Origin of the sequence: Lactobacillus kullabergensis (assembly GCF_003151025.1) — a bacterium.
Classification (GTDB): Bacteria; Bacillota; Bacilli; order Lactobacillales; family Lactobacillaceae; genus Lactobacillus; species Lactobacillus kullabergensis.
The window spans coordinates 1,269,898-1,296,629 of record NZ_CP029477.1 but is presented as its reverse complement, the minus strand read 5'-3'; the positions used below and the strand labels follow the sequence as shown (position 1 = coordinate 1,296,629).

The 26,732-nt window shown below is 36.0% G+C and carries 32 protein-coding genes and 2 other annotated features; of the genes, 29 read left to right on the top strand and 3 right to left on the bottom strand.

Features of this window, described 5'->3' with window-relative positions; translation table 11 throughout:
- The first annotated feature begins 19 nt into the window (after positions 1-19).
- The 16 genes from DKL58_RS06130 (at position 20) to DKL58_RS06055 (ending at position 11,708) form a co-directional block, all read left to right on the top strand.
- The gene (locus DKL58_RS06130) at positions 20-757 is read left to right on the top strand and encodes an amino acid ABC transporter ATP-binding protein (RefSeq protein ID WP_045928316.1); all 738 of its coding nucleotides are present in this window, start codon (positions 20-22) and stop codon (positions 755-757) included.
- Between the two features lie 14 nt (positions 758-771).
- Positions 772-1,590, top strand: a complete 819-nt coding sequence (locus DKL58_RS06125; RefSeq protein ID WP_109586480.1) for a transporter substrate-binding domain-containing protein — start codon at positions 772-774, stop codon at positions 1,588-1,590.
- Positions 1,587-2,225, top strand: a complete 639-nt coding sequence (locus tag DKL58_RS06120) for an amino acid ABC transporter permease (protein WP_109586479.1) — start codon at positions 1,587-1,589, stop codon at positions 2,223-2,225. The genes DKL58_RS06125 and DKL58_RS06120 overlap by 4 nt, the downstream gene beginning before the upstream one ends.
- Before the next feature lie 13 nt (positions 2,226-2,238).
- Positions 2,239-2,892 carry an amino acid ABC transporter permease gene (locus DKL58_RS06115; protein ID WP_109586478.1) on the top strand — a complete coding sequence of 218 codons (654 nt, stop codon included), beginning with the start codon at positions 2,239-2,241 and terminating at the stop codon, positions 2,890-2,892.
- A 63-nt stretch (positions 2,893-2,955) separates the two neighbouring features.
- Positions 2,956-3,067: a sequence feature (ribosomal protein L20 leader region), on the top strand.
- Positions 3,068-3,104: 37 nt separating this feature from the next.
- On the top strand, positions 3,105-3,617 hold the full coding sequence (infC, locus tag DKL58_RS06110) for a translation initiation factor IF-3 (RefSeq protein WP_045928312.1): 513 nt from the start codon (positions 3,105-3,107) through the stop codon (positions 3,615-3,617).
- Positions 3,618-3,639: 22 nt separating this feature from the next.
- Entirely contained in the window at positions 3,640-3,840 is a 201-nt protein-coding gene (gene rpmI / locus DKL58_RS06105; protein ID WP_034980158.1) for a 50S ribosomal protein L35, read from the top strand.
- Positions 3,841-3,876: 36 nt separating this feature from the next.
- Positions 3,877-4,233, top strand: a complete 357-nt coding sequence (gene rplT / locus DKL58_RS06100) for a 50S ribosomal protein L20 (protein WP_034980161.1) — start codon at positions 3,877-3,879, stop codon at positions 4,231-4,233.
- Between the two features lie 106 nt (positions 4,234-4,339).
- On the top strand, positions 4,340-4,864 hold the full coding sequence (locus tag DKL58_RS06095) for a YqeG family HAD IIIA-type phosphatase (protein ID WP_045928311.1): 525 nt from the start codon (positions 4,340-4,342) through the stop codon (positions 4,862-4,864).
- Complete coding sequence (yqeH, locus tag DKL58_RS06090) at positions 4,857-5,972, top strand: ribosome biogenesis GTPase YqeH (RefSeq protein WP_109586477.1); 1,116 nt, start codon at positions 4,857-4,859, stop codon at positions 5,970-5,972. The genes DKL58_RS06095 and yqeH overlap by 8 nt, the downstream gene beginning before the upstream one ends.
- Positions 5,973-5,980: 8 nt before the next feature.
- Positions 5,981-6,622 carry a nicotinate-nucleotide adenylyltransferase gene (locus DKL58_RS06085; RefSeq protein WP_109586476.1) on the top strand — a complete coding sequence of 214 codons (642 nt, stop codon included), beginning with the start codon at positions 5,981-5,983 and terminating at the stop codon, positions 6,620-6,622.
- Positions 6,615-7,211: a bis(5'-nucleosyl)-tetraphosphatase (symmetrical) YqeK gene (gene yqeK / locus DKL58_RS06080; RefSeq protein WP_109586475.1), complete on the top strand. Its 597-nt coding sequence runs from the start codon at positions 6,615-6,617 to the stop codon at positions 7,209-7,211. Before DKL58_RS06085 ends, yqeK begins: the two co-directional genes overlap by 8 nt.
- Positions 7,212-7,220: 9 nt before the next feature.
- The gene (rsfS, locus tag DKL58_RS06075) at positions 7,221-7,568 is read left to right on the top strand and encodes a ribosome silencing factor (protein WP_045928307.1); all 348 of its coding nucleotides are present in this window, start codon (positions 7,221-7,223) and stop codon (positions 7,566-7,568) included.
- Positions 7,569-7,574: 6 nt separating this feature from the next.
- Positions 7,575-8,729: a nucleotidyltransferase gene (locus DKL58_RS06070; protein WP_109586474.1), complete on the top strand. Its 1,155-nt coding sequence runs from the start codon at positions 7,575-7,577 to the stop codon at positions 8,727-8,729.
- A complete protein-coding gene (locus DKL58_RS06065; protein ID WP_109586473.1) occupies positions 8,730-9,284 on the top strand; it encodes a DUF177 domain-containing protein in 555 nt (184 codons plus the stop codon).
- Between the two features lie 152 nt (positions 9,285-9,436).
- On the top strand, positions 9,437-10,150 hold the full coding sequence (locus DKL58_RS06060) for a response regulator transcription factor (protein ID WP_109586472.1): 714 nt from the start codon (positions 9,437-9,439) through the stop codon (positions 10,148-10,150).
- Positions 10,128-11,708 (top strand): HAMP domain-containing sensor histidine kinase, encoded by a 1,581-nt coding sequence (locus DKL58_RS06055; RefSeq protein ID WP_109586471.1) that lies wholly within the window; start codon positions 10,128-10,130, stop codon positions 11,706-11,708. The genes DKL58_RS06060 and DKL58_RS06055 overlap by 23 nt, the downstream gene beginning before the upstream one ends.
- A gap of 127 nt (positions 11,709-11,835) precedes the next feature.
- Here the strand turns inward: DKL58_RS06055 and yidC are convergent, their stop codons facing one another.
- Entirely contained in the window at positions 11,836-12,801 is a 966-nt protein-coding gene (yidC, locus tag DKL58_RS06050; protein ID WP_045928302.1) for a membrane protein insertase YidC, read from the bottom strand.
- Positions 12,802-12,834: 33 nt separating this feature from the next.
- A complete protein-coding gene (locus DKL58_RS06045) occupies positions 12,835-13,167 on the bottom strand; it encodes an acylphosphatase (RefSeq protein WP_109586470.1) in 333 nt (110 codons plus the stop codon).
- A 92-nt stretch (positions 13,168-13,259) separates the two neighbouring features.
- On the opposite strand from DKL58_RS06045, the gene DKL58_RS06040 reads away from it, so the two are divergent.
- From DKL58_RS06040 to greA, 5 genes are all read left to right on the top strand, one after another.
- Complete coding sequence (locus DKL58_RS06040; protein ID WP_109586469.1) at positions 13,260-14,030, top strand: TrmH family RNA methyltransferase; 771 nt, start codon at positions 13,260-13,262, stop codon at positions 14,028-14,030.
- Between the two features lie 78 nt (positions 14,031-14,108).
- Positions 14,109-14,459 carry a winged helix-turn-helix transcriptional regulator gene (locus tag DKL58_RS06035; RefSeq protein ID WP_045928299.1) on the top strand — a complete coding sequence of 117 codons (351 nt, stop codon included), beginning with the start codon at positions 14,109-14,111 and terminating at the stop codon, positions 14,457-14,459.
- Positions 14,460-14,507: 48 nt separating this feature from the next.
- Positions 14,508-14,710, top strand: a binding site (T-box leader).
- Positions 14,711-14,750: 40 nt separating this feature from the next.
- On the top strand, positions 14,751-15,800 hold the full coding sequence (pheS, locus tag DKL58_RS06030; protein WP_109586468.1) for a phenylalanine--tRNA ligase subunit alpha: 1,050 nt from the start codon (positions 14,751-14,753) through the stop codon (positions 15,798-15,800).
- Positions 15,800-18,217: a phenylalanine--tRNA ligase subunit beta gene (pheT, locus tag DKL58_RS06025; RefSeq protein WP_109586467.1), complete on the top strand. Its 2,418-nt coding sequence runs from the start codon at positions 15,800-15,802 to the stop codon at positions 18,215-18,217. The genes pheS and pheT overlap by 1 nt, the downstream gene beginning before the upstream one ends.
- A gap of 75 nt (positions 18,218-18,292) precedes the next feature.
- Positions 18,293-18,769: a transcription elongation factor GreA gene (gene greA / locus DKL58_RS06020; RefSeq protein ID WP_034980198.1), complete on the top strand. Its 477-nt coding sequence runs from the start codon at positions 18,293-18,295 to the stop codon at positions 18,767-18,769.
- Positions 18,770-18,869: 100 nt separating this feature from the next.
- On the opposite strand, the gene DKL58_RS06015 is transcribed toward greA, so the two are convergent.
- Positions 18,870-19,784 (bottom strand): N-acetylglucosamine kinase, encoded by a 915-nt coding sequence (locus DKL58_RS06015; protein ID WP_109586466.1) that lies wholly within the window; start codon positions 19,782-19,784, stop codon positions 18,870-18,872.
- Positions 19,785-20,067: 283 nt separating this feature from the next.
- Between DKL58_RS06015 and DKL58_RS06010 the strand changes: the two genes are divergently transcribed.
- The 8 genes from DKL58_RS06010 (at position 20,068) to DKL58_RS05975 (ending at position 26,561) form a co-directional block, all read left to right on the top strand.
- The gene (locus tag DKL58_RS06010; RefSeq protein ID WP_420812278.1) at positions 20,068-22,095 is read left to right on the top strand and encodes a peptidoglycan D,D-transpeptidase FtsI family protein; all 2,028 of its coding nucleotides are present in this window, start codon (positions 20,068-20,070) and stop codon (positions 22,093-22,095) included.
- Between the two features lie 82 nt (positions 22,096-22,177).
- A complete protein-coding gene (gene rpmG, locus DKL58_RS06005; protein WP_081945351.1) occupies positions 22,178-22,327 on the top strand; it encodes a 50S ribosomal protein L33 in 150 nt (49 codons plus the stop codon).
- Between the two features lie 53 nt (positions 22,328-22,380).
- Positions 22,381-22,959, top strand: a complete 579-nt coding sequence (locus tag DKL58_RS06000) for a 5-formyltetrahydrofolate cyclo-ligase (protein WP_109586464.1) — start codon at positions 22,381-22,383, stop codon at positions 22,957-22,959.
- A gap of 11 nt (positions 22,960-22,970) precedes the next feature.
- On the top strand, positions 22,971-23,651 hold the full coding sequence (locus tag DKL58_RS05995) for a rhomboid family intramembrane serine protease (RefSeq protein ID WP_109586463.1): 681 nt from the start codon (positions 22,971-22,973) through the stop codon (positions 23,649-23,651).
- The gene (locus tag DKL58_RS05990; protein ID WP_034980203.1) at positions 23,651-23,869 is read left to right on the top strand and encodes a YqgQ family protein; all 219 of its coding nucleotides are present in this window, start codon (positions 23,651-23,653) and stop codon (positions 23,867-23,869) included. Before DKL58_RS05995 ends, DKL58_RS05990 begins: the two co-directional genes overlap by 1 nt.
- 55 nt (positions 23,870-23,924) lie before the next feature.
- Positions 23,925-24,329, top strand: a complete 405-nt coding sequence (locus tag DKL58_RS05985) for a rhodanese-like domain-containing protein (RefSeq protein WP_034980205.1) — start codon at positions 23,925-23,927, stop codon at positions 24,327-24,329.
- A 68-nt stretch (positions 24,330-24,397) separates the two neighbouring features.
- Complete coding sequence (gene miaA / locus DKL58_RS05980; RefSeq protein WP_045928292.1) at positions 24,398-25,318, top strand: tRNA (adenosine(37)-N6)-dimethylallyltransferase MiaA; 921 nt, start codon at positions 24,398-24,400, stop codon at positions 25,316-25,318.
- Entirely contained in the window at positions 25,311-26,561 is a 1,251-nt protein-coding gene (locus tag DKL58_RS05975) for a methionine gamma-lyase family protein (protein ID WP_109586462.1), read from the top strand. Before miaA ends, DKL58_RS05975 begins: the two co-directional genes overlap by 8 nt.
- Positions 26,562-26,732 lie beyond the last annotated feature (171 nt).

Below are 26,732 nucleotides of genomic sequence, written 5' to 3'. Positions count from 1 at the left end.
GCTAAAAAGGAGCAATATTATGTCAATGGTAGAATTTCATGACGTGCAGAAATTTTATGGCAAATTTCACGCGTTGCATAGTATTAATTTACAAATCGATAAAGGCGAAACTGTTGTTTTAATCGGACCTTCCGGTTCCGGTAAGAGTACGCTTATTAGAACAATAAACCGCTTAGAGTCAATCCAGGGTGGAAAGCTGATAGTTAATAACCAGGATTTGTCCAATCCAAAGACTGACTCAAATAGGTTGCGCCAGGATGTCGGTATGGTTTTCCAACACTTTAATCTTTATAAGAACAAAAATGTTTTGGAAAATGTGATGCTGGCACCACGAATTGTCAGTCATATGCCTGAAGCTGAAAATAAAAAGCAGGCAATGCATTTACTTGATATGGTTGGAGTGGCTGATAAAGCCCAAAATATGCCAGCCCAAATATCTGGTGGTCAAAAACAGCGAGTGGCGATTGCTCGATCTTTAGCGATGCATCCCAAATTACTGCTTTTTGATGAACCAACTTCAGCGCTTGATCCGGAGATGATTGATGAAGTTTTACAAGTAATTAAAAAGATTACTTCGTCTAGCGATATGACCTCTTTGATCGTGACCCACGAAATGGGCTTTGCTAAGGAAGTAGCTAACCGTGTCATCTTTATGGATCAGGGTCAAATTGTTGAAGATGATGACAGTTCTTCCTTCTTTAAACAGCCGAAAACAGAACGGGCGCAGCAATTTTTAAGCAAAATAATAGCGCATTAAGAGGGGGCAATATCATGAAAAAATTAATTTGCTCAATCTCGCTATTTTTGGGAATGTTCCTTTTATCTGGTTGTGGCAATAGTGTCACTGACCAGTCAGCTTTGAAAAATGTGCGCTCGTCCAATACCATTACTTGGGCAGTTGAAGGTGACAAAAAACTATTTAGTTTAATTGATATTAGAGATGATAGAGAAAAAGGCTTTGATATTGATATGGCTAAAGCCATTACCAGAGAAATTTTAGGTCCTAAAGGGCAGGCTCGCTTTACGCTTGCCACTTCACAGTCGAGAATACCTTTATTGAAAAATGGTAACGTTGATGCGGTAATTGCCACTCTGACAATTACTCCTGAAAGAGCACAAGTAATTAGTTTTTCCAAATCGTATTTTCAGGCTGGTAAATCATTTCTTGTCCCTAAAGGATCAAAAATTAAAAAGCCAAGTGATCTTAATGGCAAAACTGTAATTGGTATTGTTGGAGACAACTCTGTTGAGGCAGTAAAGAAAGTTGCGCCCAGAGCTAAAGTTGTCGCAATGCAGGACTATGGTCAGGCTGTATCAGCTTTGAAATCGCATCAAGGTGATGCTTTGACTAGTGATAATGGTATTTTATATGGTTTAGCCGCACAGAGTCCCGGGAGCCTTGAAGTAACTGGAGGAACTTATACTAAAGAACCTTATGGTATCGCAGTAAATAAAAATCAAGAACCTTTTCACAGAGCTATTAATCGAGCGATTGATAAAATTCAAAAGAGTGGAGAATACAATCGCTTAATTAAAAAGTGGTTCGGCCAAGTTCCTGGTTTTAACTATAAGGAGATGTATATAAAATGATTCGTATCTTCAATAATTTTAGTAGTCAACTATTTTCAGGATTTGGCTGGACTATTTTATCAAGCCTGTTAACGTTAGTATTTAGCCTGATTTTTGGAGTTTTATTAGCTCTTTTAGAGGTTATCCCAAATAAAGTGGCAAACAAAATCGGTAGGACTTACGTAGAGATTTTTCGTAATATACCATTATTAATTATCGTAATGTTCTTTTACTTAATAGTACCGAAATATTTTGTCAAAATAGACGGCTTTACTGCAGGTACAATTGGTTTGTTTTTGTATACTTCAGCTTTTATTGCTGAAATAATCCGTTCAGGCATTCAGTCTGTCTCCCAAGGCCAAATGGAAGGTGCCAGATCTACGGGGATGACTTATAAGCAAGCTATGCGTTATGTGATTTTGCCTCAGGCTTTTAAAATTGTTATTCCACCATTAGGCAATCAATTTGTCAATTTAATCAAAGATTCGTCAATTTTGGCTTTTGTGGCTGGTTTTGATTTAATGTATCAGGCTAATGCAATCGCCTCTGTGACTTTTGATACATTTAACAGCTATTTTGTAATCGGCGTGCTGTATTTAATAATTACTATGCCTTTAAGTTATTATATGCAACATCTAGAAAAGAAAATGGCATAGGGAGGCGACAAAAATGCAAACATGGATTAATGCCCTATCATGGTTAAACTTCGGTTTTCTATTAAAGGGGTTAGCAGTCACATTATTTATTTCAGTTTTTGCAATTGTACTAAGTTTCATTTTAGGATCGATATTGGGAATAATTCGCTATGCAAAAATTAGATTTATTTCAGCAATTGTCGGCTTCATTATTGACATTGTTAGAAACTTACCTTTATTATTAATTATCTTTTTTACTTATTTTGGCCTGCCCAATATTGGTTTGAGACCAGGAGCAATTTTGTCAGCTATTATTGCAATGACAATCTTTGAATCCAGCATGATTGCTGAGATTGTGCGCTCTGGTATTCAGTCGGTTGCTATAGGTCAAATTGAGGGAGCGAGATCTACAGGAATGACCTTTGTGCAGGCACTATGGCATGTAGTTTTACCGCAGGCGTATCGGCACATGATTCCTACCATCATTGGTCAGTTTGTGTCCTTAATAAAGGACACGTCTTTAGCTACTATCATTGTTGTACCTGAACTAATGCAACACGCACAGGTTATTTATGGTCAAAATGCAAACTATATTGTGCCAATGTTTGCGGCCTTAACGCTTTTGTACTTTATTGTTTGCTTTTCCCTATCCGTTATCGGTAATAGACTCAATAAACGTTTAGCATAAAGCAAAGTATGAAAACTTATCTTATTGACACATTCGCAAAAGACGAGTATAATTACGAAAGTTGAGAACAAGAAGAAGCTTCCCGCTTCTCGCCTAAGTTAAGTTGACCTCTAGGCTGATCGATATTTTCTGTTGATTAAGGGCGGGTAAAGTTTACCCGTCTTTTTCTTGTCCTCAGATTAACATGGAGGTGAAGAATTATTCCAAGGAATTTGATATTGAACGATCAAATTCGCGCTCGCGAAGTTCGTTTAATTAATGAAGATGGTGAACAAGTTGGTGTTGTTACTAAAACTGAGGCTTTACGCCAAGCAAATGTTGCAAATTTAGATTTAGTTCTAATTTCGCCTAATGCCAAGCCACCTGTTGCTCGTATCATGGACTATGGTAAATACCGTTTCCAGCAACAAAAGAAGGTTAAAGAATCCCGGAAAAAGTCTAAAACGGTTAGCGTAAAAGAAATCCGTTTAAGTCCAACGATTGAAGGTAACGATTTTAACACCAAGTTAAAACATGCGCGTAAGTTTATCACCAAGGAAGGTGCTAAAGTCCGCGTTTCGATCAGGTTCAGAGGTCGAGCAATCACTCATAAGGAACTAGGTCGTGAAGTATTGGAAAAAATGGCTGAAGCCACATCTGATATTGCTACTGTAATTAGCAAACCCAAGATGGAAGGCCGTTCAATGTTCTTAATGCTCGCTCCGAAGAGTGACAAAAATAATTAGTTAATTTGGAGGAATTAGAAAAATGCCAAAAATGAAAACCCACCGCGCTTCTGCTAAGCGTTTTAAGAGAACTGCTTCTGGTCAATTAAAGCGTCATCACGCTTTTACCGGCCACCGTTTCCACGGCAAGACTAAGAAACAACGTCGTCATTTGAGAAAGGCTGCAATGGTTTCACGCAGTGACTTGAAGCGCATCAAACAGATGCTCTCTCAAATGCGTTAATCAAATATATAAAACGATATTTAGGAGGAATTTTAGATGCCAAGAGTTAAGGGTGGAACAGTTACACGTAAACGTCGTAAAAAGATTATGAAGCTTGCCAAGGGTTACCGTGGCGCAAAGCATATGCAATTTAAGGCTGCAAGTACACAGTTGTTTGTATCTTACAGATATGCATTTCGTGACAGAAGAAGACGCAAGAGCGACTTCAGAAAGTTATGGATTGCCAGAATCAATGCTGCAGCAAGACAAAATGATATTTCATATTCTAAGTTAATGCACGGCTTGAAATTAGCTGGTGTTGATATTAACCGTAAGATGTTAGCTGATATTGCTTATAACGATTCAAAGACTTTTGCAAAATTAGCAGAAACTGCTAAAAAGGCTTTAAATTAACCAAAAATGGCGCTTATGGCGCCGTTTTTTTATGTCGAAATTTAGCACTTGCAGTAGATAATTTGGTATATTAAACTAGTGCAATGATAGATAAGAAGGAAATTGAATGTTATTCAGACCACACTATACAATTGACACGATTTATCATTTAGATATTAAAGTGCTAAAGCAAATAGGTATCAAAGCTGTTTTTTCAGATTTAGACAATACTCTTTTAGCTTGGAATGAGTTCGAAACTGCTGCAAAAATGAATAATCTCAATAAAAAATTAGCTCAAGCTAGTATTAAGTTAGTTGTGATTTCTAATAATAATGCTGAAAGAGTAGGCAAAGTTTTAAATCCTTATCACATTGACTTTGTAGCCAAGTCTAAAAAGCCGTTGCCCTTTGCCATAACTAAAAAAAGAAAGAGTATGGGGTTAAAAAAAGACCAGGTTATGATGGTTGGTGATCAGTTAATCACAGATATACAAGCAGGAAATTTGGCTGGTGTAGAATCCGTATTAGTAAAACCGCTTATTCAAACTGATAAGTGGAATACACGTATTAATCGCTTTTTTGAGAAAATTATTTTTTTCTTTTTAAATCTTTCACACCCAGTTACATTTAAGGAGACATTAAAAAATGGATGACCAAATTATTTGTATTGGTTGCGGAGCAGTTCTTCAAGCTGATAATGCAGAAGAAGCAGGCTATTTGCCTGCCTCGCGTTTAAAACAGGCGCAAGAAAGTGAAGCTGACGGCAACGATATTTATTGTCAGCGTTGTTTTCGGCTACGCCATTATAATGAAATTATGCCAGTCGAATTTGACAATGATGATTTTTTAAAATTATTAAATTCCTTGTCAGAGAAGAAAGCCTTAATTGTAAATGTTGTAGACCTATTTGATTTCACCAACTCCTTGCTTTCAGCAATTAAACGCTTTATTGGAAAGAATGATTTTATTCTTGTTGGCAATAAATTCGATCTTTTCCCGCAAAATTCGCGTCAAAGCAAAATAAAGGATTGGATGCGGCAAGAAGCCAATCGAATTGGGTTATATCCTAAGAAAATATTTCTGGTAAGTGCAAAAAGCAAGACTAATTTGCCAGAACTGATAGCGTATTTAGATCAAAATTCACATGATCAAGATGTTTATTTTGTAGGAACGACTAATGTAGGCAAATCCACCCTTCTTAATGCAGTTATTGACCAGATGGGTGATATCCAAAATTTAATCACCACTTCCCGCTTTCCGGGTACAACACTTGATAAGATTGAAATTCCTCTGGCAAATGGTCATTTTTTAGTTGACACACCGGGTATAATAACGGAAAATCAACTGGCTACGCGTTTGAATGCTCAGGAATTGAGCTTGATTTCACCGCAAAAGCAGCTTAAGCCTGTAACTTTTCAGCTTAATCCAGGTAACACTTTATTTTTAGCTGGATTGGGCAGAGTAGACTTTTTAAAAGGTGGGAAAGCAAGTTTTACGGTTTATGCGGCACGGGGATTATATATTCACAGGACTAAAACGGAAAATGCTGATAGTTTCTTTGCCAAACACCTTGGCGAATTACTTGCTCCACCATCACAAAGTGATGAGTTGCCGCCTTTAAAAGGACAGGAATATCATACTAAAGAAAAAAGTGATTTGCTCTTTGGTGGAATAGGTTTTGTTACCGTCCCGGCAAATTGCTTGGTTAGAATATACACACCAGATAAAATTGGTTTAGGTATTAGACGTGCATTAATTTAGAGGATATAATGATTGCTATTGCTAAAAATTATCAAAAAACGCCAACTGTTGAAGTAGCCGAAGAAAAAATAGGGCCTAAAAAAGGGCGTCAAATCGGTATTTTGGGTGGAACATTTAATCCAATTCATTTAGGTCATTTAATAGTAGCGGAGCAAGTATTGACTAAACTCCATCTTGATGAAATTTGGTTTATTCCGACCAATATTCCTCCATTAAAGGATCAGCCAGTCGTTTCTGCACAAGACCGTGCAAATATGCTTGAGTTGGGTACTCAAGATAATCCTCGGTTCCAAGTAAAATTATTTGAACTATATCGTGGTGGAGTTTCATATACTGTTGATACCTTAAGATATTTACGTGAATCTCAACCTGAAAATCATTATTACTTGATTATGGGCAGCGATCAAGTTAATAATTTAGGTGAATGGAAAGAGCCTACTAAATTGGCTCAACTGGCAACGCTTGTCGGAGTTCAAAGGGCCGGATACCCCCAAAAAGCTAAATTACCAATGATTTGGGTTGATGTTCCTGCCATCGCAATTAGTTCCAGCCTTGTTAGACAAACTATTGCGATTGGTGGATCAATCAGATACTTAGTACCTGACACAGTCAGAAATTATATTCAGAAAAAAGGCATATATCATGAATAATTTGTTTTTCAAAAAGACTTATTCGGTTCTATCTAGTGCTGAAATTGTGTCTAAAGAAAAAAGTAATATGACTGAAGATCGTTTTGAGCATTGTATTGGAGTTAGCAAAACAGCTAAAAAATTAGCAGAGTTAAACCAATATGATGAAGATAAAGCCGCATTAGCTGGATTTATACATGATTATGCAAAACAAGTTTCAGTTGAGGAATATCGTGAAGTTATTAAAACCAAGGGCTTTGATCAGGACCTGTTAAATTGGAATCGAAGCATTTGGCATGGTATTGTGGGTACATATTTTATTCAGAGAGATCTGAAAATTAATGATACAGAAATTTTAACGGCAGTACGCAGGCATACAACAGCTGACGTTGAAATGACAACTTTAGATAAAATTGTATTTATGGCTGATTATATTGAACCTGGCAGGTCGTTTCCAGGAGTTGAAGAAGCGCGTAAAATAACTTATGCTAATATTGACAGGGGAGTCGGCTATCAATTAGCACATACTCTTGAATTTTTAATTGAGAAAAGAAATAAAATTTATCCACGTACTTTAGACGCTTATAATGTTTGGGGTATTAAAGAATAAGGAGAAAAATTGACTAGTAAAGAAATATTGGCTTTTACTCTAAAGGCAATTAGTGATCGGCATGGAGAAGATACTGCAGCTTACGATATGCAAGGACATAGTATTTTAGCTGATTATTATGTTGTGACCAGTGCTGGTTCAAACAGACAATTACATGCTATAGCTAATGCTATCATTGATGAAGCTCATAAGGTTAATTATTATGATTATCGCGTTGAAGGCACGAGTGAATCAAATTGGCTTCTGCTCGATTTAGGCGACGTTGTTGTAAATGTTTTTACTGAAGATGCACGTGATTTTTACAATGTTGAAAAACTGTGGGTTAACGGCAAAAAATTAGAATTAAAGGAAGATTAGCTAACAATGAGTGTAGTAGGGATCATTGCGGAATACAATCCCTTCCATAGTGGGCATGAATTTTTAATGAATCAGGCTCGCTATATTGCAGGCAGTAAAGACCCGATCATTGTTGTCATGTCAGGCAATTATGTTCAGCGTGGAGAAATGGCAATTATGGATAAATGGTCTCGTGCGCAGGCAGCGCTTGAAAGTGGTGCTGATGTAGTACTTGAACTGCCATTTTCCACTTCGGTTGAACCAGCTGATTTGTTTGCACTTGGCAGTATTGACCAATTAGTCAAAGTCGGCGTCACTGACTTAATTTTTGGTGTTGAAGACGCTACACAAAATTATGCCTATTTAGGTAGTAAGATTGCTGAAATTCCACAAAGTCACATGGACTTTAATGATTACAGTCAAACTTATTCAACCCAATATAATCAAATGGTAGCAAGAGAAGTTGGTCATGAAGTTAGTGAGCCCAATGCGATTCTTGCTTTGGCGTATGCTGTTGCTAATCATAATTTGGGTACGCCCATAGTTTTGCATCCAGTTAATCGGATTGGTGCCGGTCATGATGATGTCTTGCAGAGCAATAAAGTTGTTCAAAGCGCCAGTGCAATTCGAAATATGATTCTCCATAATGAAACTAATTATACTTTAGAACAATGGCTGCCTAAAAAAGAGGTACAGCTTTTATTTCAGCAGAAAAATTATCCAAATTGGAATCTGTTGTTTCCATTCTTGAAGTATAAGTTGGAATCTTCTTCAGTTTCAGAATTGAGAAAAATATACCAAATGAGTGAAGGCCTTGAGTATAAAATGAAACATGAAATTCATGCAGCACAAACTTTTACGGAATTTTTGCGAAGAGTTAAGTCAAAGCGTTATACGTATTCTCGCTTGCGCCGTCTAAGCCTGTATACGCTTTTAAATGTAACTCAGGAAGACATGATTAACAGTTTTAACCATGAATCGCTTTTACTTCTAGGCTACAGCAGACTCGGGAGAAAATATCTTAAAGAAATCAGGAAAAAACCATTCGCAGACATCATATCGAAGGTTGATCAAAAAAATACTAAAAATGGTTCGATGAAATTACAATTACGTGTTGATCGCTTTTTTGAACAACTTATGGGAGTTGATCAAAACTTTGGACAACGTCCGCTGGAGGTCTAAATGTTAACTTTAAATTTTACTCAAATAAAAAATAGTAATGAACCTCTGACTCATATTGAATGCGAGCTTGAATTAACAGAGGAATTTATTAAGCGAAGTCACGGTTTAGTTTATCAAGTAAATAACGTGACCGTTTCAGGTGATGCGTTTTACAATCAACCATATGTTACCGGAGACTTTCAAGTGCAAGCCAGTTTGATTGTTCCTTCTAGTCGCAGCTTGAATCCCGTTGAATATACAGAAAATTTTCACTTTAGTGAAAATTATACTGATATAGATGTGGCTAAAGAAGAAATTGATGAAAGTGACATTCCGATCGTAAAAGTGAAAAATGAAGTTATTAACTTGCAAAAAGCAATTGAAGACAATATTTTACTACATATCCCAACTACAATTTTGACTGCAGAAGAAAGAGAACAAAATATTTATCCCGAAGGAAAAGGTTGGGCTGTGATCTCAGAAGATGAATTTGATAAGAAAGAAAAGGAACAAATAAACCCTGCCTTTGCTAAATTAAAAGATTTATTTAAAGAAAATAATGAGAACCACAATTAGTTAAATAAGAATAATTAAATATAATTAGAAATCAGTATTGTTGAAATGCTGGTTTTTAATCTTGTTTTAAAAGCATTTTTAAAGTATGCTTTACTTGTTGACAAGAATTAAATTAAATTAATCAAAATTAAGTTTTAAAAGGATGACGAAAAATGGCAAGAATATTAATTGTTGAAGATGAAAAAAATTTGGCGCGCTTTGTTGAATTGGAATTAAAACATGAAAAATATGATACTGTTGTCGAAAGTAATGGTCGCAAGGCCTTAGATTTAGCTTTGAAAGAAGATTTTGATGCTATTCTGCTAGATCTTATGCTTCCTGATCTTAATGGTTTAGAAATTGCCCGAAGAGTTCGTCAAGTTAAGAGTACACCGATCATTATGATGACTGCACGTGATTCTGTTATTGACCGCGTTTCTGGTCTTGATCATGGAGCTGATGATTATATTGTTAAGCCATTTGCAATTGAAGAGCTTTTGGCGCGCTTGCGTGCAGTTTTACGAAGAGTAAAAATTGAAAAAGACGCATCAGATGATTCTGTTGAAAAGAAAGTAGTAAAATTCAAGGATCTTATTATTGAGACAGCAAATAGAATTGTTCGCCGTGGAGATGGTAAAGCAGTTGACTTAACTAAACGTGAGTATAACCTGCTCATGACTTTGATTAAGAATAAAAACAACGTGGTTAGCCGTGATCAGTTGCTGGCAAAAATTTGGGGACCTGGTTCAAATATCGAAACAAACGTTGTCGAAGTCTATGTGCGTTATTTACGCAATAAAATTGACGTGCCTGGTAAACAATCATATATCAAAACGGTTCGTGGAACTGGCTACATGGTAAGAGATGAGGATGATGAAAAGAAGTAAAAAAAGATCCCAAAAAGAGACCAAACATTCATCGTTGGTATTGCGATGGGTTAGTATCGTTGCTCTGACGATTATGGTCTCTTTTATTGTATTTTCAGTAATAATATATTCGTTTGTAGGTCAGCAATCGATGGTCCAGCAAAAAGAAACATCGAATGAGATGGTAAGCAAGCTCAATAGTAGCCTGAAAAGAATACCCAAAGAATTAGAAATTGCAAATGTTGTTCCGGCTTTAACACCATCTGCTAGAGAAGTATTAAAAGGCAATGCCCCGATCAGCTCTGACCAACATAACAGTGCATTTAACGATGATTTATTGTCTTCGTTAACAAATCCAGATTTGAGTGTAGTTGTTTATAATCTTAGAAAAGAAGATGTTTTTGATAATGGTGGCAAAATTATTCCTTTTAAGAATATAAAAGGTGACTATGAGATGACTCGTATTTTTAAGAATCATAAACAAGAACTGATTACTTATCAAAAAGTTAGAGCTGCTCATTCAGAAAAAGTTACAGGTTATATAGTTGTTGCTAATAAAATGACATATTACAACGGTTTAATGAAAGACCTGTTAAAGTGGATGGTAAGAATTTCTTTAATAGCTATAGTACTTTTTACACTGGTAGCTTATATAATTGTTCGTGACATTGTAAAGCCTGTGAAAGAAATGTCACGAGTTGCTTTAGAAGTTAATGATGATCCAAATAGTACTGCAAGAATCAGGGATTTCCATCGTCATGATGAATTGCAAGAATTAGCAGTTTCTTTTAATCAAATGTTAGATCGAATGCAACGCTATATTGATCAGCAAAAGGAATTCGTGGGTGATGTTTCTCATGAACTTCGCACTCCTGTTGCGGTAATTGAAGGTCATTTAAACATGCTTAAACGCTGGGGCAAGGATGAGCCAGAGATTTTGGAAGAATCAATTGATGCTTCTTTACAAGAAGCTAAAAGAATGCAGCATTTAATTCAAGAAATGCTTGATTTAACGCGTGCGGAACAAATTAATGTACAGTACCCTAATGCTGTGACCAAAGTTTCTGAAGTTCTTAAACGGGTCGTTGGTGATATGTCACTCGTTCATAAGGATTTTGTTATCAGACTGGATATGGACGATTTACCTAGCGATACTGAAATTCAAATTTATCAAGGCCATTTGGAACAATTACTTGTTATTCTAATTGATAACGGTATTAAATATTCCACCGACCGCAAGGAAATGAATGTTTCAGCAGGATTGTCGCAATATGATGTGCATATTATAGTCCAGGATTTTGGTGAAGGTATTTCTGAAAAAGAACAAAGCAAAATTTTCAATAGGTTTTACAGAGTTGATAAAGCTAGAACTAGAGAAAAGGGTGGCAACGGTTTAGGTTTATCAATTGCTCAAAAGTTAGTTACCAGTTATCATGGGAAAATCGGTGTCGAATCTGTAGAAGGACAAGGAAGTCAGTTTATAATAGAATTCCCAGCACTTACAAAAGCTCAATCCCAAAAATTGCATAAACGTGAGGAAGCTGAAAAAGCAAAGAAAAATAAAAAAGAAACAAATTAAAAAGGACCCTAAGAAGCCTATTGATTATCTGTTTAATGTAATCAAATTTAGACTTAAAGGGTCTTTTTAATTATCAACTTGTATGTGAGCCAGAAAGTTGGACCACTTTTGGGACTTAATAAAACAACTAAGGTCGTCTTTGTTGCTTACCTTTGTTGCGATTACGTAAGTTTTCGTGCAACTGTTTTGTTTGTTGGGACTGAGCAGGAGAAGCCTTCTTAACGTTAAGAAGCTCATCTACTTTTTCCTTTGTTACAACTTCTGTAATAGGTTCACGTTTTAATTCTTCGTCTACTTCTTTTTTAACTTTAGGCATAATGATATATGTTACTATCAACTGTTGAATAACGGAGAAAAAGTTTCCGGCAGCCCAGTATAAAGCAACTGAACCAGATACAGAGAGGCAGATGAAGAGCGTCATAATGGGATTCATGAGCATCATAGATTGCATTTGCTTCTTTTGCTCTTTGGGAATTCCTACTAATGAAAGATAGCCTTGAGCAAAAGCAAAAATAGTGGCAAACACCGTTACTGATATAGACCTGCTGCTTAGTGAAATACCAAAAAATGACGAACTTGCCAAACTCTTTGAATACATTACAGCATCATAGATTCCGATCATAATCGGGAACTGGATGATTAACGGTAAGCAGCCCATTCCCCCAGTTAATGATAAATGATTTTTAGAATATAGTTCACGCTGCCAGCCGGCTAAAGTCATTTGCTGATCTTGATTTAGATCTTTGCGTTTCATAGTATCCTGAATTAGCTTCATCTGCGGTTGCAGACGTGCCATTTTTTCTTGCTGATTAGTTGATTTCTTTTGTTGATTAAGCATTAACGGCAAAAGAATCATTCTAACTACAAAAGTCATTATGATAATGGCCCAGCCAGCTCCATTAGCTCCACCTATGAGGTTAGAAAAATAGAGCATTATATTTTGCATGGGTTTACCGATAAATTTATAGATTGACCCGTATATAAAGCCTGTTGGCGGTTTATTAACCCCACCATTTTGTGCACAAGCAGTAACAAATAACATGACTGTTAAACAAACAGTAATTAATCCGATATATTTGCGAAATTTTTTCATTCAATTCACCCAATTATTATTTTTTGCCAATAACTAATATAATACATGAAAACCAGTCATTTTGCTTACTTTTGTTAGTTTTTCTTTTTTAATATTTGAAATGCGAGCAAATTGAGAAATATTTTTGGGTAATTCAGCACAAAATTGATTGACTCGGCTTAATTCTGCCTGTAAAGTAATTGTGACTGCCCCGTCACTGTTATTACGAACACTGCCAGTCATCCCCATTTTTTGAGCCAGGTTTAATACGCTCCAGCGAAAACCTACACCCTGGACAATGCCTGAAATGGTTAATTGCCAAGTTTCTCTTGAATTATCAGTTGGATCGCTTTTTCTTTCGCTCTTGTGTTTGTTAAAAAATCCCATAATAATCCTTCCTAGTCCTACTTTCTTGATTTTAACATTTTATCAGCTTGAAATTAAAAATAATATTGATAAATACGAAAGAAGATACCTTAATGTCTAAAAAAATAAGTTCATTAAAAAATAAATTGGTAAAAGAATTAAGTAAACTGAAGCAAAAAAGATATCGCCAAGAAAATGGATTATACGTAATCGAAGGCTTTCACCTAGTCACTGAAGCTCTCAATGCAAACGAAAAGTACAAGTATCTTTTAGGCACTGAAGAAGCTTTAGCTAAGATTCAAGATATTTTTCCTCACTTATTGACAAGTATGAATACTTTCGTAATTAACTCTACTGTTGCCCATCATCTTGCCAGCACTAAAAATTCACAAGATATATTTATGGTTTTAAAAATTACTCAACCGCAAAACTACCATTTTAATTTTGGTAAATGGGTTTTGTTAGACCATCTGGCAGATCCTGGGAATGTCGGTACAATTATTAGGACAGCAGATGCGGCGGGATTTGATGGTGTTGTTTTATCACCTGAAAGTGTTGATATCTATAATCCTAAGACTCAGCGCGCAATGCAAGGAAGTCAATTTCATATCAAGTTAGTTGTTCAAGATTTGATTGATGTAATAAAAGAAATGCAGGATAATGCAATACCAGTATATTCAAGCATGCTGGATCAAAATGCTAGGAAATTACAAGAGCTTGTAAAAGCGCCACAAGTAGGGATTGTTATTGGCAATGAAGCACATGGTGTTACTTCAGAAATAGAAAAAATATGTGATCAGAAACTATATATTCCTATAAAAGGCGAAGCTGAATCATTGAATGCTGCAGTAGCAGCTGGAATCATCATCTACTATTTCTCCTGACTATTAATACTTGTTTTTAGTAAGTATATTTAATATAATAAACACAAAGTAGACACTTTCTTGTGGGAGGACTGTATCATGGCTCAAGGTATTAAGGACAAAAACTGTGCGGGTTGTGGCGCTTCAAATTATGAATACTGCAAACATTTTATTAACGCATTTAAAATCATTGGTAAGAAGTGGAATGGTTTAATCATTAGTTCACTGTGTGCCGGTGATTATATGCGCTTTAAAGATCTGGCACAGTGTGTACTGCCTTGCTCTGACCGTGTTTTGGTCGAAAGATTGAAAGAATTAGAAAAAGAAAATATTGTCAATCGTTCAGTCGACAGCAGAACAAAAATCATTTCTTATAGCCTGACACAAAAAGGTGAGGAATTAAAACCTGTTTTTGACCAAATTCATGGCTGGGCAGATAAGTGGGTTTAAATTTATACATCCACTTGCAAGTTTTTTAAAAAAGATATATTCTATTAACTAATTACAAAGAGTAAGACTAGTAGCAGCATTCATTTAATCAGAGAGACTTTTTTATTGAGCTGAAAGAAAAGTCTAAACAGAACTGTGAATTTCATCTTACTAGTAGAATCTAATCCATTCCGGTATTCACCGTTATCGAAACATGAGTGTGGGCATTTGGTGTCCAAACTAGGGTGGTACCGCGAAGCTTCGTCCCTTTTGGGATGAAGCTTTTTTGTTTGATTTGAAAGGAAAAATTTTATGGACTTATTTGACAGGTTAAAAGAACTGCGTGAAAAAGGTCTTGATGAGATCGATAAGGCTAAAAATGAAGAAAAGTTAAATGATGTTCGTGTTAAATTAACTGGTCGTAAAAGCGAATTGACAACTATTCTTCATTCAATGAAAGATATTGATCCAAGTGATAGACGTGAAGTTGGGCAACGAGTAAATAAATTGCGGGATCTGTTCAATGCTAAGCTGGATGATGCTAAAAATGAAATAGTAGCAACTTTAGTTGAGGAACAACTGGCAAAAGAAAAAATCGATGTTACTTTACCTGGTCGCGAAATGCATCTTGGTACAAAGCATCCAATCAATATCATTTTGGATGATCTCGAAAAATATTTTATTGGCATGGGTTATAGAGTTGTGCAAGGACCAGAGATTGAAACTGATCATTATTGTTTTGAAATGATGAATTTGCCAAAAGACCACCCGGCAAGAGACATGCAAGAAACCTTTTATATAGATTCTGAAGACTTATTACGTTCTCAGACTTCTGGTGACCAGGCACGAGTATTAGAAAAACATGATTTTGCCAAGGGTCCTTTAAAGATGGTAGGACCAGGTAAAGTATATCGTCGTGATGATGATGATGCTACTCACTCACATCAGTTTATGCAAATGGAGGGTCTGGTAGTTGATAAAAACATTACGATGGGTGATTTAAAGGGAACCTTGGAATTAATGGCAAAGCATATTTTTGGTCAAGACCGCGAAACCCGTCTGCGTCCTAGTTACTTTCCTTTTACTGAACCTTCTGTTGAAATGGATGTTTCCTGCTTTAACTGCAATGGCAAGGGTTGCTCAATTTGTAAATATACTGGCTGGATCGAAGTTTTAGGTGCTGGAATGGTTCATCCTAATGTTCTTGAAAATGCTGGAGTTGATGCCAATGTTTATGGTGGTTTTGCCTTTGGCGTGGGATTAGACCGTTTTGCCATTCTTAAATATGGTATTGATGATATTCGTGATTTCTATACTAACGATGTTCGCTTCTTAGAGCAATTCAGTAAGGAGGAAAGATAATGCTGGTTTCATATAGTTGGTTGAAGGATTTTATTGATTTAGACCAAGATCCAAAGGAGTTAGCTGAAAAAATAACACGTACAGGTATCGAAGTAGCCGGTGTCAAGCATCCTGAAGAGGGTATGAAACAGATAGTTGTTGGTCATATTATTGACTGTGAACCAATTGCTGGCACACACCTGAATCTTACTCATGTTGATGTGGGAGAAGATGAATCTCATCAAATTGTCTGTGGTGCACCTAATGTTGCTGCTGGAGAAGATGTAGTGGTGGCTTTACCTGGTGCTCGGATTGCTGGTAATGTAAAAATTAAAAAAAGCAAATTACGTGGAAATGAATCAAATGGTATGATTTGTGGCTTACAAGAAATAGGATTTCCAGATAATTTGGTACCTGAAAAATATGCGAAGGGTATATATGTTTTTCCTAAAGATGCCGATATCAAACCAGGACAGTCCGCATTTGCTCCGTTAGGAATGGATGACTATATTTTTGACTTTGACATTACTCCGAATCGCGCTGATACCTTATCAATGGAAGGCTCAGCTTATGAAGTCGGTGCTATTACTGACACACCTGTCAGAGTTGAAGATATAACCCTTAAGGAAGACGGTCCAGATTGGACAAAAGACTTCACTTTAGATGTTGATCCTGAGCTTGCACCTAAGTTCTATTTACGCAAAATCAGTAATGTGAAAATAGGGGACAGCCCGCTTTGGCTTCAAAGGCGGCTTTGGAATGCCGGCATTAGACCCATTAATAATGTTGTTGACGTGACAAATTATATTATGCTTTTAACCGGCCAGCCAATGCACAGCTACGATGCTCGTGCTTTTAAAACAAATAAGTTAGTGGTTAGAAAAGCTAATAAGAACGAGAAATTGACACTTTTAAACAATAAAGAAGTTGATCTTGATCCTAATGACATTGTTATAACAAATGGTGAAGAAGTTGTGATGATGGCCGGAGTTATGGGCGGTCTTAATTCTGAAATTGAAGCTGATACTACTGATGTTTTGTTAGAGTCTGCTATTTTTGATCCAACCTTAATTAGAAAAGCTGCTCTGCGTCACGCTAATCGGACAGAAGCTTCTAGTCGTTATGAAAAAGGTGTTAATTGGGATGCAACAACCCGGGCATTAGATATGGCTGCTCTGTTACTGCGTAATGATGCTTCTGGAAAAATAAATGAAGGTGTGATTACGGGAAGTAGTGAAGAAAAGCAAGCAGTTCGAATTAAAACAACGATTTCTTACATAAATAAAGTTTTGGGTACTGATATTTCTTCATCAGAAATTGCTACAATTTTTTCCCGCTTGAATTTCAAGGCAGAAATTAATAATGATGAACTAATTGTTGATGTGCCAGCGCGGCGCTGGGATGTAGCTATTCCTGCTGATCTTGTTGAAGAAGTTGGACGTTTATATGGATATGATAATATCAAATCTACACAGCCAGTTTTAGCAGAAACACATGGTGGCTATTCTAAAAAAGAAGAAGCCATTAGACGTATTAAGAATATTGTTCAAGGTCAAGGTTTAATAGAAGCTATTTCTTATTCACTAACTTCACTTGAAAAAGCAATTGGCTTTTCCCAAGAACCTAAGAGGCCAGTTGAGGTCCAGATGCCATTGAATTCAAACCGTTCAACTCTGAGACAAAACCTTATGACAGGTCTTGTAGATGCTGCAGCCTATAATATGGCTCGCAAGCAAAATCAACTGGCAATTTTTGAGCAAGGACGTGTCTATGACTTCGAAAATAATACTTATAATGAACATGAACATTTAGCTGCACTATATAGTGGTAATGTTTATTTTGAAAATTGGCAAAACAATAATGAAAAAATTGATTTCTTTTATGTTAAAGGACAACTTACCAACTTGTTTTTAGCTTTGGGGATTGACACAGATAATGTTGAATACAAGGCTGAAGTAATTATGTATATGCATCCCACCAGAACTGCCGGTATATACATTAAGAACAAATATGTTGGCATGATTGGTATGTTAGACCGCACTGTCACACAATCTAATAAAGCTATGAAGGATAGCGAAATTTATGGTTACGAGTTAAATCTCGATGATATTATTCCACTAATTCTTAACCCACATACTACAGCACAAACTGCGCCGAAATTCCCTGCAGTTGAACGTGACCTTTCAATCTTAGTAGACCAGGAAATTACTAACCAAGCTGTTGAAGATGTCATCAAAGAAAATGGTGGCAAGTACCTCCATGATTTACGCATTATCGATGTATATCGTGGGTCTCACATTGCCGAAGATAAAAAGAGTTTTGCTTATCGTTTAACTTTCCTAAATGAAAATGATACTTTAACCGATGCAATTGTTAACGAAGCAATAAATTCTATTGACTCAAGTCTCGAAAAGCAGCTTAAAGCAGATATACGTTAATGGTTGACTTTAATCGTTAAAGTAATATCATAGATCTTTGCAAAAAGAAATTTAACTTTAAGGAGTGGAAATTTAATGCCTGAAAAATCTTATCCGATGACTGCTGAAGGAAAAGAAAAACTGGAAGCAGAATTAAAAAATCTAAAAGTCGTGAAGCGCCCTGAAGTGATTGAAAGAATTAAAGTTGCTCGTTCTTATGGTGACTTGTCCGAAAACTCTGAATATGACGCTGCCAAAGACGAACAGAGCCATTTAGAAGATCGTATTAGCGTTGTTGAAGAAATGCTTAAGTATGCTCATGTGGTTGACGCTAACTCTAGTGATCCAGATGAAGTTGCAGTGGGTAAAACAGTAACTTATACTGAAGTTGGTGAAGATGAACCAGAAACATATACCATCGTTGGTAGTGATGAATCTGATCCGATGAATGGTAAGATTTCTAACGATTCGCCAATAGCCCAAGCAATTCTAGGCAAAAAAAAGGGTGAAACAGTAACTATATCAACACCTGGTGGTAAATTTGATGTAGTGATCAATAAAGTAGAGGAATAGTTAGCAGTCTTTACAAAAGTGTTTTACTATTTTAGATAAAAAAAGACCAGAGCATATACGTTTTCTTAAATGAATATGTTCTGGCTTTTTTATGCTTTTTCTAGTGACTGGTAAAGTAGCGGTAATCTTTGCTTTTATCAAAGACCACACCTCGAGCATTCTCACCGTTAGAAATTGAAAATTGTGCGTCTGGATATTTTTCCCTGACTTTATCTTCAAGAAAATCTCGTAGCATGTGGTTATTAGCAAGCACAGAACCAGTTAATGCAATTTTCATTGGTTTAGGATCTTCGTAACGATTCATGCCAATAATAATATCACGTGCAAGAAGTTCTGCCTGTTCCTTGATTACTGCTAATGCAAAAGGATTACCTTTATCAGCTAGTTGTGCTACATTAACGGCCATTGACGCAAAGTCAGCGTTTGCTGTCTTATAAAATTTAGCTGTTGCATCATTTAGGTTGTCAACTTTGAACAATTTATTGAACATTGAAATTAGTTCATTTTCTTCTCGTTTGTCCCAACTAAGTAGGGCAGATTTTAAAGCTGACAAAGCAATCGCGTACCCGGAACCTTCATCACCTAAAATGGCGCCATATCCTCCGGTTGTGATAATTCTGCCATTCTGTAAACCATTATAAACTGAACCAGTACCGGCGATCACTAAGCCACCATCTTCACCTTCAAGACCATTATAAAGAGCTAAAAGTGAATCAGTAATTGCTCTGGTTGGTAAGTTATTAGCTTTAGCTGAAATCTCAGCTGCTACTTCAGGTGCATGGCCAACAACAGATAAGCCAGCTATTCCACATAAGATACGTTGGCAGTCACCATCGATTTCATCAATTAACTTGTTTATAGCATTTGTAATATTGGTTATTGCACTGGCGTAGTTAGTGTTTACCTGACCTGGCCCAGCTTGTGAACGTGCAAGTTCATGACCTTTTAAGTCATAAGCAATCGCCATAGTATGGGTTCCGCCTGCGTCAACTCCAATTTGAAATTTAAGTGTCATAGTTTGATCTTCTTTCTAAATTTTTTTATCCCATCAATATTTTATTACAAATAAATAATTTACAGAAGATTTTTTATGAAGTGTCTATAACTAGTTTATTACTTGTCATTTGCAACTTATCTATTAAAGTTTTTTCAAAACGTTAACATCTCAATAGATTTGTCATCTAGTTTTTGCTAAAATTACACTAGTTTAGTGAGGTTGAGTCTAATTGAATTTTTTTAAGAAAAAGCTAAAGACTAAAAATAATAATTCCAAAAAACAAGCTTCAACTCCAATTAGGATGAAAATAATTTTGGGGATTATTTTTGTCCTTTTTGCTACGTTAATTGGACAACTGGCATATTTGCAAATAGGCTATGGTTCTCGTTTTAAGGCTGAAGTGCAAAAATCTAATTCTGCTGTAGTTTCAAGTCAAGTTCCTCGTGGGGTTATGTATGACAGCAAAGGGCGCGTATTGGTAGGAAATAGAGCTAAGAATGCTATTACCTATACCAAAAGTGTTTCTACTACAAGTGAAGATATTTATTCAATTTCAAATTCTCTTAGCCAATATATTTCAATTAAAGACGAAAAACCGACACAGCAGCAAGTAATTGATTATTATTTGGCTAATAAAAATAATAGTGCTAAGGAAGCCGCTAAAGTTCCTAAATCAGTGAGAGCAACACAGGATGATAATTTAATTAATAAAAGAATCCAAGAGCAAGTTAATGCTGAACATGTTAAATTAAGTGCACGTGAAAAAACAGCGGCTTTAATTTACAATAAGATTTCAGGGGCGTACACTCTTTCTACCATTTATATTAAAAATAATCACTTAACAGATAAAGAAATTGCGGAAGTAGGCGAACATCTTTCTGATTTGCCCGGTGTAGGCATTGGTACTGATTGGCAACGTTCTTATCCTAATGGTTCATCGATTCGCAGCATTATTGGTTCTGTATCAACTGAAAAAGCCGGCTTGCCTAGTGATAATTTACAATATTATTTAACTAACGGCTATTCCAGGAATGATCGAGTTGGTACATCATATTTAGAAGAAAAATATGAGCCACTGCTTAAAGGAACGAAAGCCACAAGTAAAGTTTGGACTAAAAATTCAGGCGATATTGAACAATCGAAATCGGTTTATACTGGTCAAGCTGGTGCAAGTTTGGTTTTAACGCTTGATGCTAAATATCAAAAAGAGGTTCAAAGTTCATTAGAAAATATCTATGCGTCAGCTGTTGGTTCAGGAGCGGCTCGCTATTCAAATGGAGCTTATGCTGTTGCCATGAATCCCAAAACTGGTGCGATTTTGGCTATTGCTGGTATTAGTCGTGACCCAAAGAAGAATAAAACTACTAATAACGCATTAGGGGTAATTAATCAGTCTTTTGTAATGGGGTCAGCTGTTAAAGGCGCAATGGTAGGTGGAGGATTGATTAATAAGGTAATCACTCCCACAAATAATGTAATGCCTGATACACCGGTTTACTTGCCCAGTACTCCTGTTAAAAAGTCTGTTTATCCAATAGGTACTTTTGGAGCCCTTGATGCAGAAACGGCACTTGAAGTTTCAAGTAATATTTACATGATGCATTTAGCAATGAAATGGGTTAAAGCTTCATATGTTCCTAAAACAAAAATTTATATGCCACAAACGGCGTTTGAACCTTTACGACATAATTTTAATATGTTTGGATTAGGTCAAAAAACTGGCATTGACTTACCGGGAGAAATTTCCGGAATTCAGGGCAAATCATTTAATGATCAAGGATTGGTTCTTTCAGGTTCTGTGTTAGACCTGTCTTATGGTAACTATGATGCTTATACTTTAATTCAAATGGTTCAGTACGTTTCTACGATTGCAAATGGTGGCTATAGAATGCAGCCTTATGTGGTGCAGTCAATTGGACGAACTTCAAATAACGGCAAAAAAGTTTATGTAGATTATAATAAAAAACCAGAAGTTCAGTTACGTATACCCTGGACATCAGATGAGCTGAATATTGTCAAACAAGGTTTTTGGCGTGTTGTTCATGGTACAAATTCTTGGGGTACAGCGCATAAACTAAAAAATGTAAAGCCTTCTATTTCCGGCAAATCGGGAACTGCTCAAACATTTTATTACGATCCTGATAATCCTAACCAAAAAAATCCACCTGAGCTGGTTAATGCTACTTTTGTTGGCTATGCGCCATCCAATAATCCTGAAATAGCAACAGCGGTAATATTTCCAGGACTTGATCCTGAACATGAAGGTTCATATACACTACAAATGACTAAAGCAATGGTACAGGATTACTTTAAATTACATAAAAAATAGAATTTTGTGAATATTACTGGTAATAATAAAGGAAAAATGCTAAGATAATACAGTCAGAATAAAAGCGTAGGTGGTGAAAGAAATGGCAGATAACATCATTTTGGAATGCACCGAATGTGGCGATAGAAGTTACTTATCTAAGAAAAACAAGCGTAAGCATCCGGAACGTTTAAGTTTGAAGAAGTATTGCCCAGTCGAAAGACATACTACTCTTCATCGTGAAACTAAGTAATTAACCAATATGGCAGGAGCCTATGCTCCTGCTATTTTTTATATGGAAGAATCATGACAAAATCAAAAAAAGAAATTAGAAAACAACAAGTAGAAAAACTAAGCAATTTTGCGGAAACACCTCTAAAAAGCACTGAAGATCAGACTCTGCTTAAAAATATTATGAATTCTGATTTGCTTAGCAACTGCCAGAGCGTAGGGATAACATCTTCTCTAACTTATGAGGTTGATACTTCAGGACTAATTGCACAGTTATGGGATCTAGGAAAGGATGTTTATTTAGCTCGCGCTAACGATAACAGTGAACGTTCCCAAGATTTTATTTATTATAGTTACATGACTAAGTTAACTAAGTCGAAATTTGGTGTTGAAGAAGTAAGTGAACCGGATGCTCAGATTAATAATGATCTCGACTTAATTATTGTGCCCGGATTGGCTTTTGCTTTGGATTCACATCAACGTTTAGGATTTGGCGGTGGTTATTATGATCGCTTTTTGGCAAAACATCCTGGTTCAAAGACGGTAGCTTTGGTCAATTCAAAGATGATTTTTAAAACTGCAGCGTGGAAAATAGAAGCAACTGATGTTCCAATTCAAACAATTATCACTCCTGAATCAATTTTATCGAAATAACTGAGGCTATTATGAACCAGCGACAAAACCTGAAAAATTGTTATATAACTATCAGTATTCTAGTTATTCTTTTTTTAGTCTTTTTAATTGAAACTGCAATAGGCGGCTCCGAAAATATCTACGTTCTAATGAAATTGGGAGCTATGAAAAATGATGCTATTGTTATAGGTAACCAGTGGTGGCGTTTGTTTACCGCACAATTCCTTCATATTGGAATTATGCACTTAATATCAAATGCAGTGATGATCTATTATCTGGGAGTTTATATGGAAACAATAATAGGTCATTGGCGTTTTTTAGCTATTTATTTGCTTTCAGGCATTGGCGGAAATCTCTTAAGCTTGGCTTGGGGAAACGATAACGCTATTAGTGCTGGTGCTTCAACTGCTTTGTTTGGACTTTTTGGTGCAATGACTGCTGTTGCATTGCAAAATCGTGCTAATCCGATTCTTGTTTATTTAGGTAGGCAATCTTTTTGGCTGGCACTGATTAATATTGTGCTTGATCTTTTTGCTCCTAATATCGATATCCCAGGACATATTGGCGGTTTTATAACCGGATTTTTAATTGCTGTGATTTTGGGTGAAAGAAACTTAAGAAAGTATTCAATGAAAATGCGTGTTGTTGCAGTATGTGCTCTAATAATTTATTGTGTGGCAGCTGTCAGAATGGGTATGGTAATCAGTTTATAATGAAAACTTTGTATGATGTACAACAGCTTTTGGAAAAATACGGCATTTTTGTCCATGTAGGAAAAAGAATTTGGGACATTGAGCTAATGGCTCTTGAACTAGATAATATCAACCGTTCACATTTAATCGATAAGCATGATTATTTAGTTGCAAAAATAATACTGCGCCGTGAATATGAATATGAAGAACGCAGAAATAAAAATAAGCATGGCTCTTAAGCTACATTAAGAGTATATTGTTTTTAGAAACTTTTAAGTAGGAGAAATACAATTTATGTCAACTTTTTTAGTTATTCTAGATGCGGTTTTAATTATAATAATTTTAGCCTTTGTTGCAGTTTGGTTATGGAATAAAATACAGACTAAGCGCTTGGGCGGTGGAGACTTGTCCAATGATGAATTTAATAAGGGAATGCGTAAAGCACAGGTTGTAGATTTACGTGAAAAAGAACCTTTCAAAAGAAAACATATTGATGGTGCCAGAAACTTACCTTATACAATGCTTAAATATCAATATACTGAATTAAGGTCCGATCTTCCGGTTTACCTATACTCTGATTCTTTATCAGTTACCCTGCGAGCTGCCAGATTTCTACAGAAAAAGAACTTTTCATCTATTAAGTGGTTAAAAAATGGTTTTGATGAATGGAATGGTCGTACTAAGAAGTCCAAATATTAAATAGAAAACATGTTTGTTAATTTTTCAAACGTGTTTTTTCTATATTATTTATTGAATGAGGGAAAAAGATGCAGAAAGTTTTGGCAATAGTGGGACCAACGGCAATTGGAAAAACCTCTTTGGCAATTCAGCTTGCTCAAAAAGTAAATGCTGAAATAATTTCGGGTGATTCAATGCAGGTTTATAAAGAGGTGGCTATTGGAACAGCGAAAGCAACTCCAACAGAGCAAACCGCTATTCGGCATTATCTTGTTGATACTCAATCAGTTTTTGAGCCTTATTCTGTGATAGATTTTATTGAGCAGGCGGAAAAAGCTATTGAGAAAATCAGTGCCCAAAGTAAGCTGCCACTTTTAGTAGGTGGTACTGGTTTTTATGTTAATGCACTTTTAAACAAAATGAAATTAGGAGAACCGTCTCGCCAAGAATCAGTGACAACGAAAAAATGGGAAAACTTTTTGCAGGAACATGGTAAAAATGAATTGTGGGCAGAGTTAGACAAGCGAGATCCAGAAGCCGCTCAAAAAATTCCATCAAATAACTCTCGCCGTGTTTTACGGGCGCTGACAGTAATTGAACGTACAGGAAAAAAGTTTTCACAACAGCAGAAAAAAATAAAGGCAAGATATGATTACCTCATTATTGGTCTCAATTCAGATCGTGCTAAAATCTACCGTAGAATTGATTTGCGTGTTGATCAGATGATGGAACAAGGCTTGCTTGAAGAAGCAAAATTTGTTTATCAAAATCGTGCTCAAGAATATACAATCCTGCAGGCTATTGGTTATAAAGAGTTGTTTCCTTATTTTGCAAAACAAGATAACCTTGAAAATTGCGTTTCAAATTTAAAAACAGCTTCAAGAAGATATGCTAAGAGGCAGCTGACGTATTTTCGTCATCAATTACCTGTCACTTGGTTTGATCCGCTTAAAGATCCGAATTGTTTAAATAAAATTACACAGAAAGTTGAGGTTTGGTTAAATGAATAACTGGCCAAATGAATTAAATGAAATAGTAGCAGAAACTGACAAACAGATAGCGCCGCAATTAGCAAAAATTGATCAAAATATTCTATTTAATCAAAATAAAGTTTTACAAGCTTTTAAAGACAAAGCTGTTGCTGAATCTGATTTAATTGGCAGTACTGGGTACGGGTCAGATGACAGCGGGCGAGATAAGCTAGATCGTATTTACGCACAGATATTTAACACTGAGGATGCCTTAGTCCGTTCACAGTTTGTTTCTGGTACTCATACTTTGGCTACTGCAATGGCAGGAAATTTGCTGCCAGGTGATGAACTAATCTATTTAACTGGTATGCCTTATGATACATTGCAACAAGTTATTGGAATTGCCGGTAATGGTCGTGGTAGCTTGAAACAATATGGTGTTAAGTTTTCTCACGTTAATTTGTTATCTGATGGCAGTGTTGATTTTGCTTCTGCACGAAAGCTGTTAAAAGAACATCAACCTAAAATGGTTGTCATTCAGCGTTCACGAGGCTACAATACCAGACCAAGTTTTACAGTGGCAAAAATCAAGCTAATGATTAAAATGATCAGGGAAGTTTCGCCGAAAAGTATAGTTTTTGTTGATAACTGTTACGGAGAATTTTCTGAGCAACATGAACCTACTGAATATGGTGCTGATATAATGGCTGGCTCATTAATTAAGAATGCTGGTGGTGGACTGGCAAAAATAGGTGGTTATGTTGTTGGTAAGCACGAATTGATTGAAAACACTGCGGCAAGACTTACGGCCGGTGGTATTGGTCGCGAAGAAGGAGCCAGCTTAAATAATAATCTTGATTATTTTGAGGGCCTTTTTGTGTCACCGAGTGTTACCGGCAATGCTATTAAAGGTGCAATTTACTCATCAGCTTTATTAGAAAAGATGGGATTAGAGGTTTCACCTAAATGGAATGATGAAAGAACTGACTTAATTCAAACAGTGATTTTTCATGATAAAGACAAAATGATCAGATTTGCTAAAACTTTACAGGAAAACTCACCAATTAATTCATTTGTTGATCCTATTCCGAGTAATGATACTGGATATGAAGATCAAGTGATTATGGCTGATGGTTCATTTATTGAAGGTGCAAGTATTGAGTTTTCTGGAGATGGTCCAATTAGACCGCCTTATGCTCTATATATGCAAGGTGGATTAACCTATGCTCATGTGAAAATAGCGATCACAAATGCAGTTAATGAATTATTTTTTCAAAATTAATCAAGGATATTTATAAAAGTAAAGTAAAAGTTTGGTAAAGTTTTAATATTTTTTGTTAGACCACTTTACAAGTTTTTAAACATTTGCTAATCTAAAATCTAGTTTTAAACGAGAAACAAATTTCTAGTTTAGACTGTACCAATTATTGTGTGATTTTTTAGGTGGAGAAGC

What these genes read in the sequence shown, in the direction of transcription:
- greA (WP_034980198.1), top strand. Translation starts at nt 18,293, where the DNA reads ATGCCTGAAAAATCTTATCCGATGACTGCTGAAGGAAAAGAAAAACTG.
- rplT (WP_034980161.1), top strand. Translation starts at nt 3,877, where the DNA reads ATGCCAAGAGTTAAGGGTGGAACAGTTACACGTAAACGTCGTAAAAAG.
- DKL58_RS06060 (WP_109586472.1), top strand. Translation starts at nt 9,437, where the DNA reads ATGGCAAGAATATTAATTGTTGAAGATGAAAAAAATTTGGCGCGCTTT.
- DKL58_RS06015 (WP_109586466.1), bottom strand. Translation starts at nt 19,784, where the DNA reads ATGACACTTAAATTTCAAATTGGAGTTGACGCAGGCGGAACCCATACT.
- DKL58_RS06040 (WP_109586469.1), top strand. Translation starts at nt 13,260, where the DNA reads ATGTCTAAAAAAATAAGTTCATTAAAAAATAAATTGGTAAAAGAATTA.
- DKL58_RS06065 (WP_109586473.1), top strand. Translation starts at nt 8,730, where the DNA reads ATGTTAACTTTAAATTTTACTCAAATAAAAAATAGTAATGAACCTCTG.
- yidC (WP_045928302.1), bottom strand. Translation starts at nt 12,801, where the DNA reads ATGAAAAAATTTCGCAAATATATCGGATTAATTACTGTTTGTTTAACA.
- pheS (WP_109586468.1), top strand. Translation starts at nt 14,751, where the DNA reads ATGGACTTATTTGACAGGTTAAAAGAACTGCGTGAAAAAGGTCTTGAT.
- DKL58_RS06045 (WP_109586470.1), bottom strand. Translation starts at nt 13,167, where the DNA reads ATGGGATTTTTTAACAAACACAAGAGCGAAAGAAAAAGCGATCCAACT.
- DKL58_RS05990 (WP_034980203.1), top strand. Translation starts at nt 23,651, where the DNA reads ATGAAAACTTTGTATGATGTACAACAGCTTTTGGAAAAATACGGCATT.
- yqeK (WP_109586475.1), top strand. Translation starts at nt 6,615, where the DNA reads ATGAATAATTTGTTTTTCAAAAAGACTTATTCGGTTCTATCTAGTGCT.
- rpmG (WP_081945351.1), top strand. Translation starts at nt 22,178, where the DNA reads ATGGCAGATAACATCATTTTGGAATGCACCGAATGTGGCGATAGAAGT.
- DKL58_RS06035 (WP_045928299.1), top strand. Translation starts at nt 14,109, where the DNA reads ATGGCTCAAGGTATTAAGGACAAAAACTGTGCGGGTTGTGGCGCTTCA.
- yqeH (WP_109586477.1), top strand. Translation starts at nt 4,857, where the DNA reads ATGGATGACCAAATTATTTGTATTGGTTGCGGAGCAGTTCTTCAAGCT.
- DKL58_RS06070 (WP_109586474.1), top strand. Translation starts at nt 7,575, where the DNA reads ATGAGTGTAGTAGGGATCATTGCGGAATACAATCCCTTCCATAGTGGG.
- DKL58_RS06055 (WP_109586471.1), top strand. Translation starts at nt 10,128, where the DNA reads ATGAGGATGATGAAAAGAAGTAAAAAAAGATCCCAAAAAGAGACCAAA.
- miaA (WP_045928292.1), top strand. Translation starts at nt 24,398, where the DNA reads ATGCAGAAAGTTTTGGCAATAGTGGGACCAACGGCAATTGGAAAAACC.
- DKL58_RS05985 (WP_034980205.1), top strand. Translation starts at nt 23,925, where the DNA reads ATGTCAACTTTTTTAGTTATTCTAGATGCGGTTTTAATTATAATAATT.
- DKL58_RS05975 (WP_109586462.1), top strand. Translation starts at nt 25,311, where the DNA reads ATGAATAACTGGCCAAATGAATTAAATGAAATAGTAGCAGAAACTGAC.
- DKL58_RS06000 (WP_109586464.1), top strand. Translation starts at nt 22,381, where the DNA reads ATGACAAAATCAAAAAAAGAAATTAGAAAACAACAAGTAGAAAAACTA.
- DKL58_RS06120 (WP_109586479.1), top strand. Translation starts at nt 1,587, where the DNA reads ATGATTCGTATCTTCAATAATTTTAGTAGTCAACTATTTTCAGGATTT.
- DKL58_RS06095 (WP_045928311.1), top strand. Translation starts at nt 4,340, where the DNA reads ATGTTATTCAGACCACACTATACAATTGACACGATTTATCATTTAGAT.
- rpmI (WP_034980158.1), top strand. Translation starts at nt 3,640, where the DNA reads ATGCCAAAAATGAAAACCCACCGCGCTTCTGCTAAGCGTTTTAAGAGA.
- DKL58_RS06115 (WP_109586478.1), top strand. Translation starts at nt 2,239, where the DNA reads ATGCAAACATGGATTAATGCCCTATCATGGTTAAACTTCGGTTTTCTA.
- DKL58_RS06125 (WP_109586480.1), top strand. Translation starts at nt 772, where the DNA reads ATGAAAAAATTAATTTGCTCAATCTCGCTATTTTTGGGAATGTTCCTT.
- DKL58_RS06010 (WP_420812278.1), top strand. Translation starts at nt 20,068, where the DNA reads ATGAAAATAATTTTGGGGATTATTTTTGTCCTTTTTGCTACGTTAATT.
- DKL58_RS06130 (WP_045928316.1), top strand. Translation starts at nt 20, where the DNA reads ATGTCAATGGTAGAATTTCATGACGTGCAGAAATTTTATGGCAAATTT.
- pheT (WP_109586467.1), top strand. Translation starts at nt 15,800, where the DNA reads ATGCTGGTTTCATATAGTTGGTTGAAGGATTTTATTGATTTAGACCAA.
- DKL58_RS05995 (WP_109586463.1), top strand. Translation starts at nt 22,971, where the DNA reads ATGAACCAGCGACAAAACCTGAAAAATTGTTATATAACTATCAGTATT.
- DKL58_RS06085 (WP_109586476.1), top strand. Translation starts at nt 5,981, where the DNA reads ATGATTGCTATTGCTAAAAATTATCAAAAAACGCCAACTGTTGAAGTA.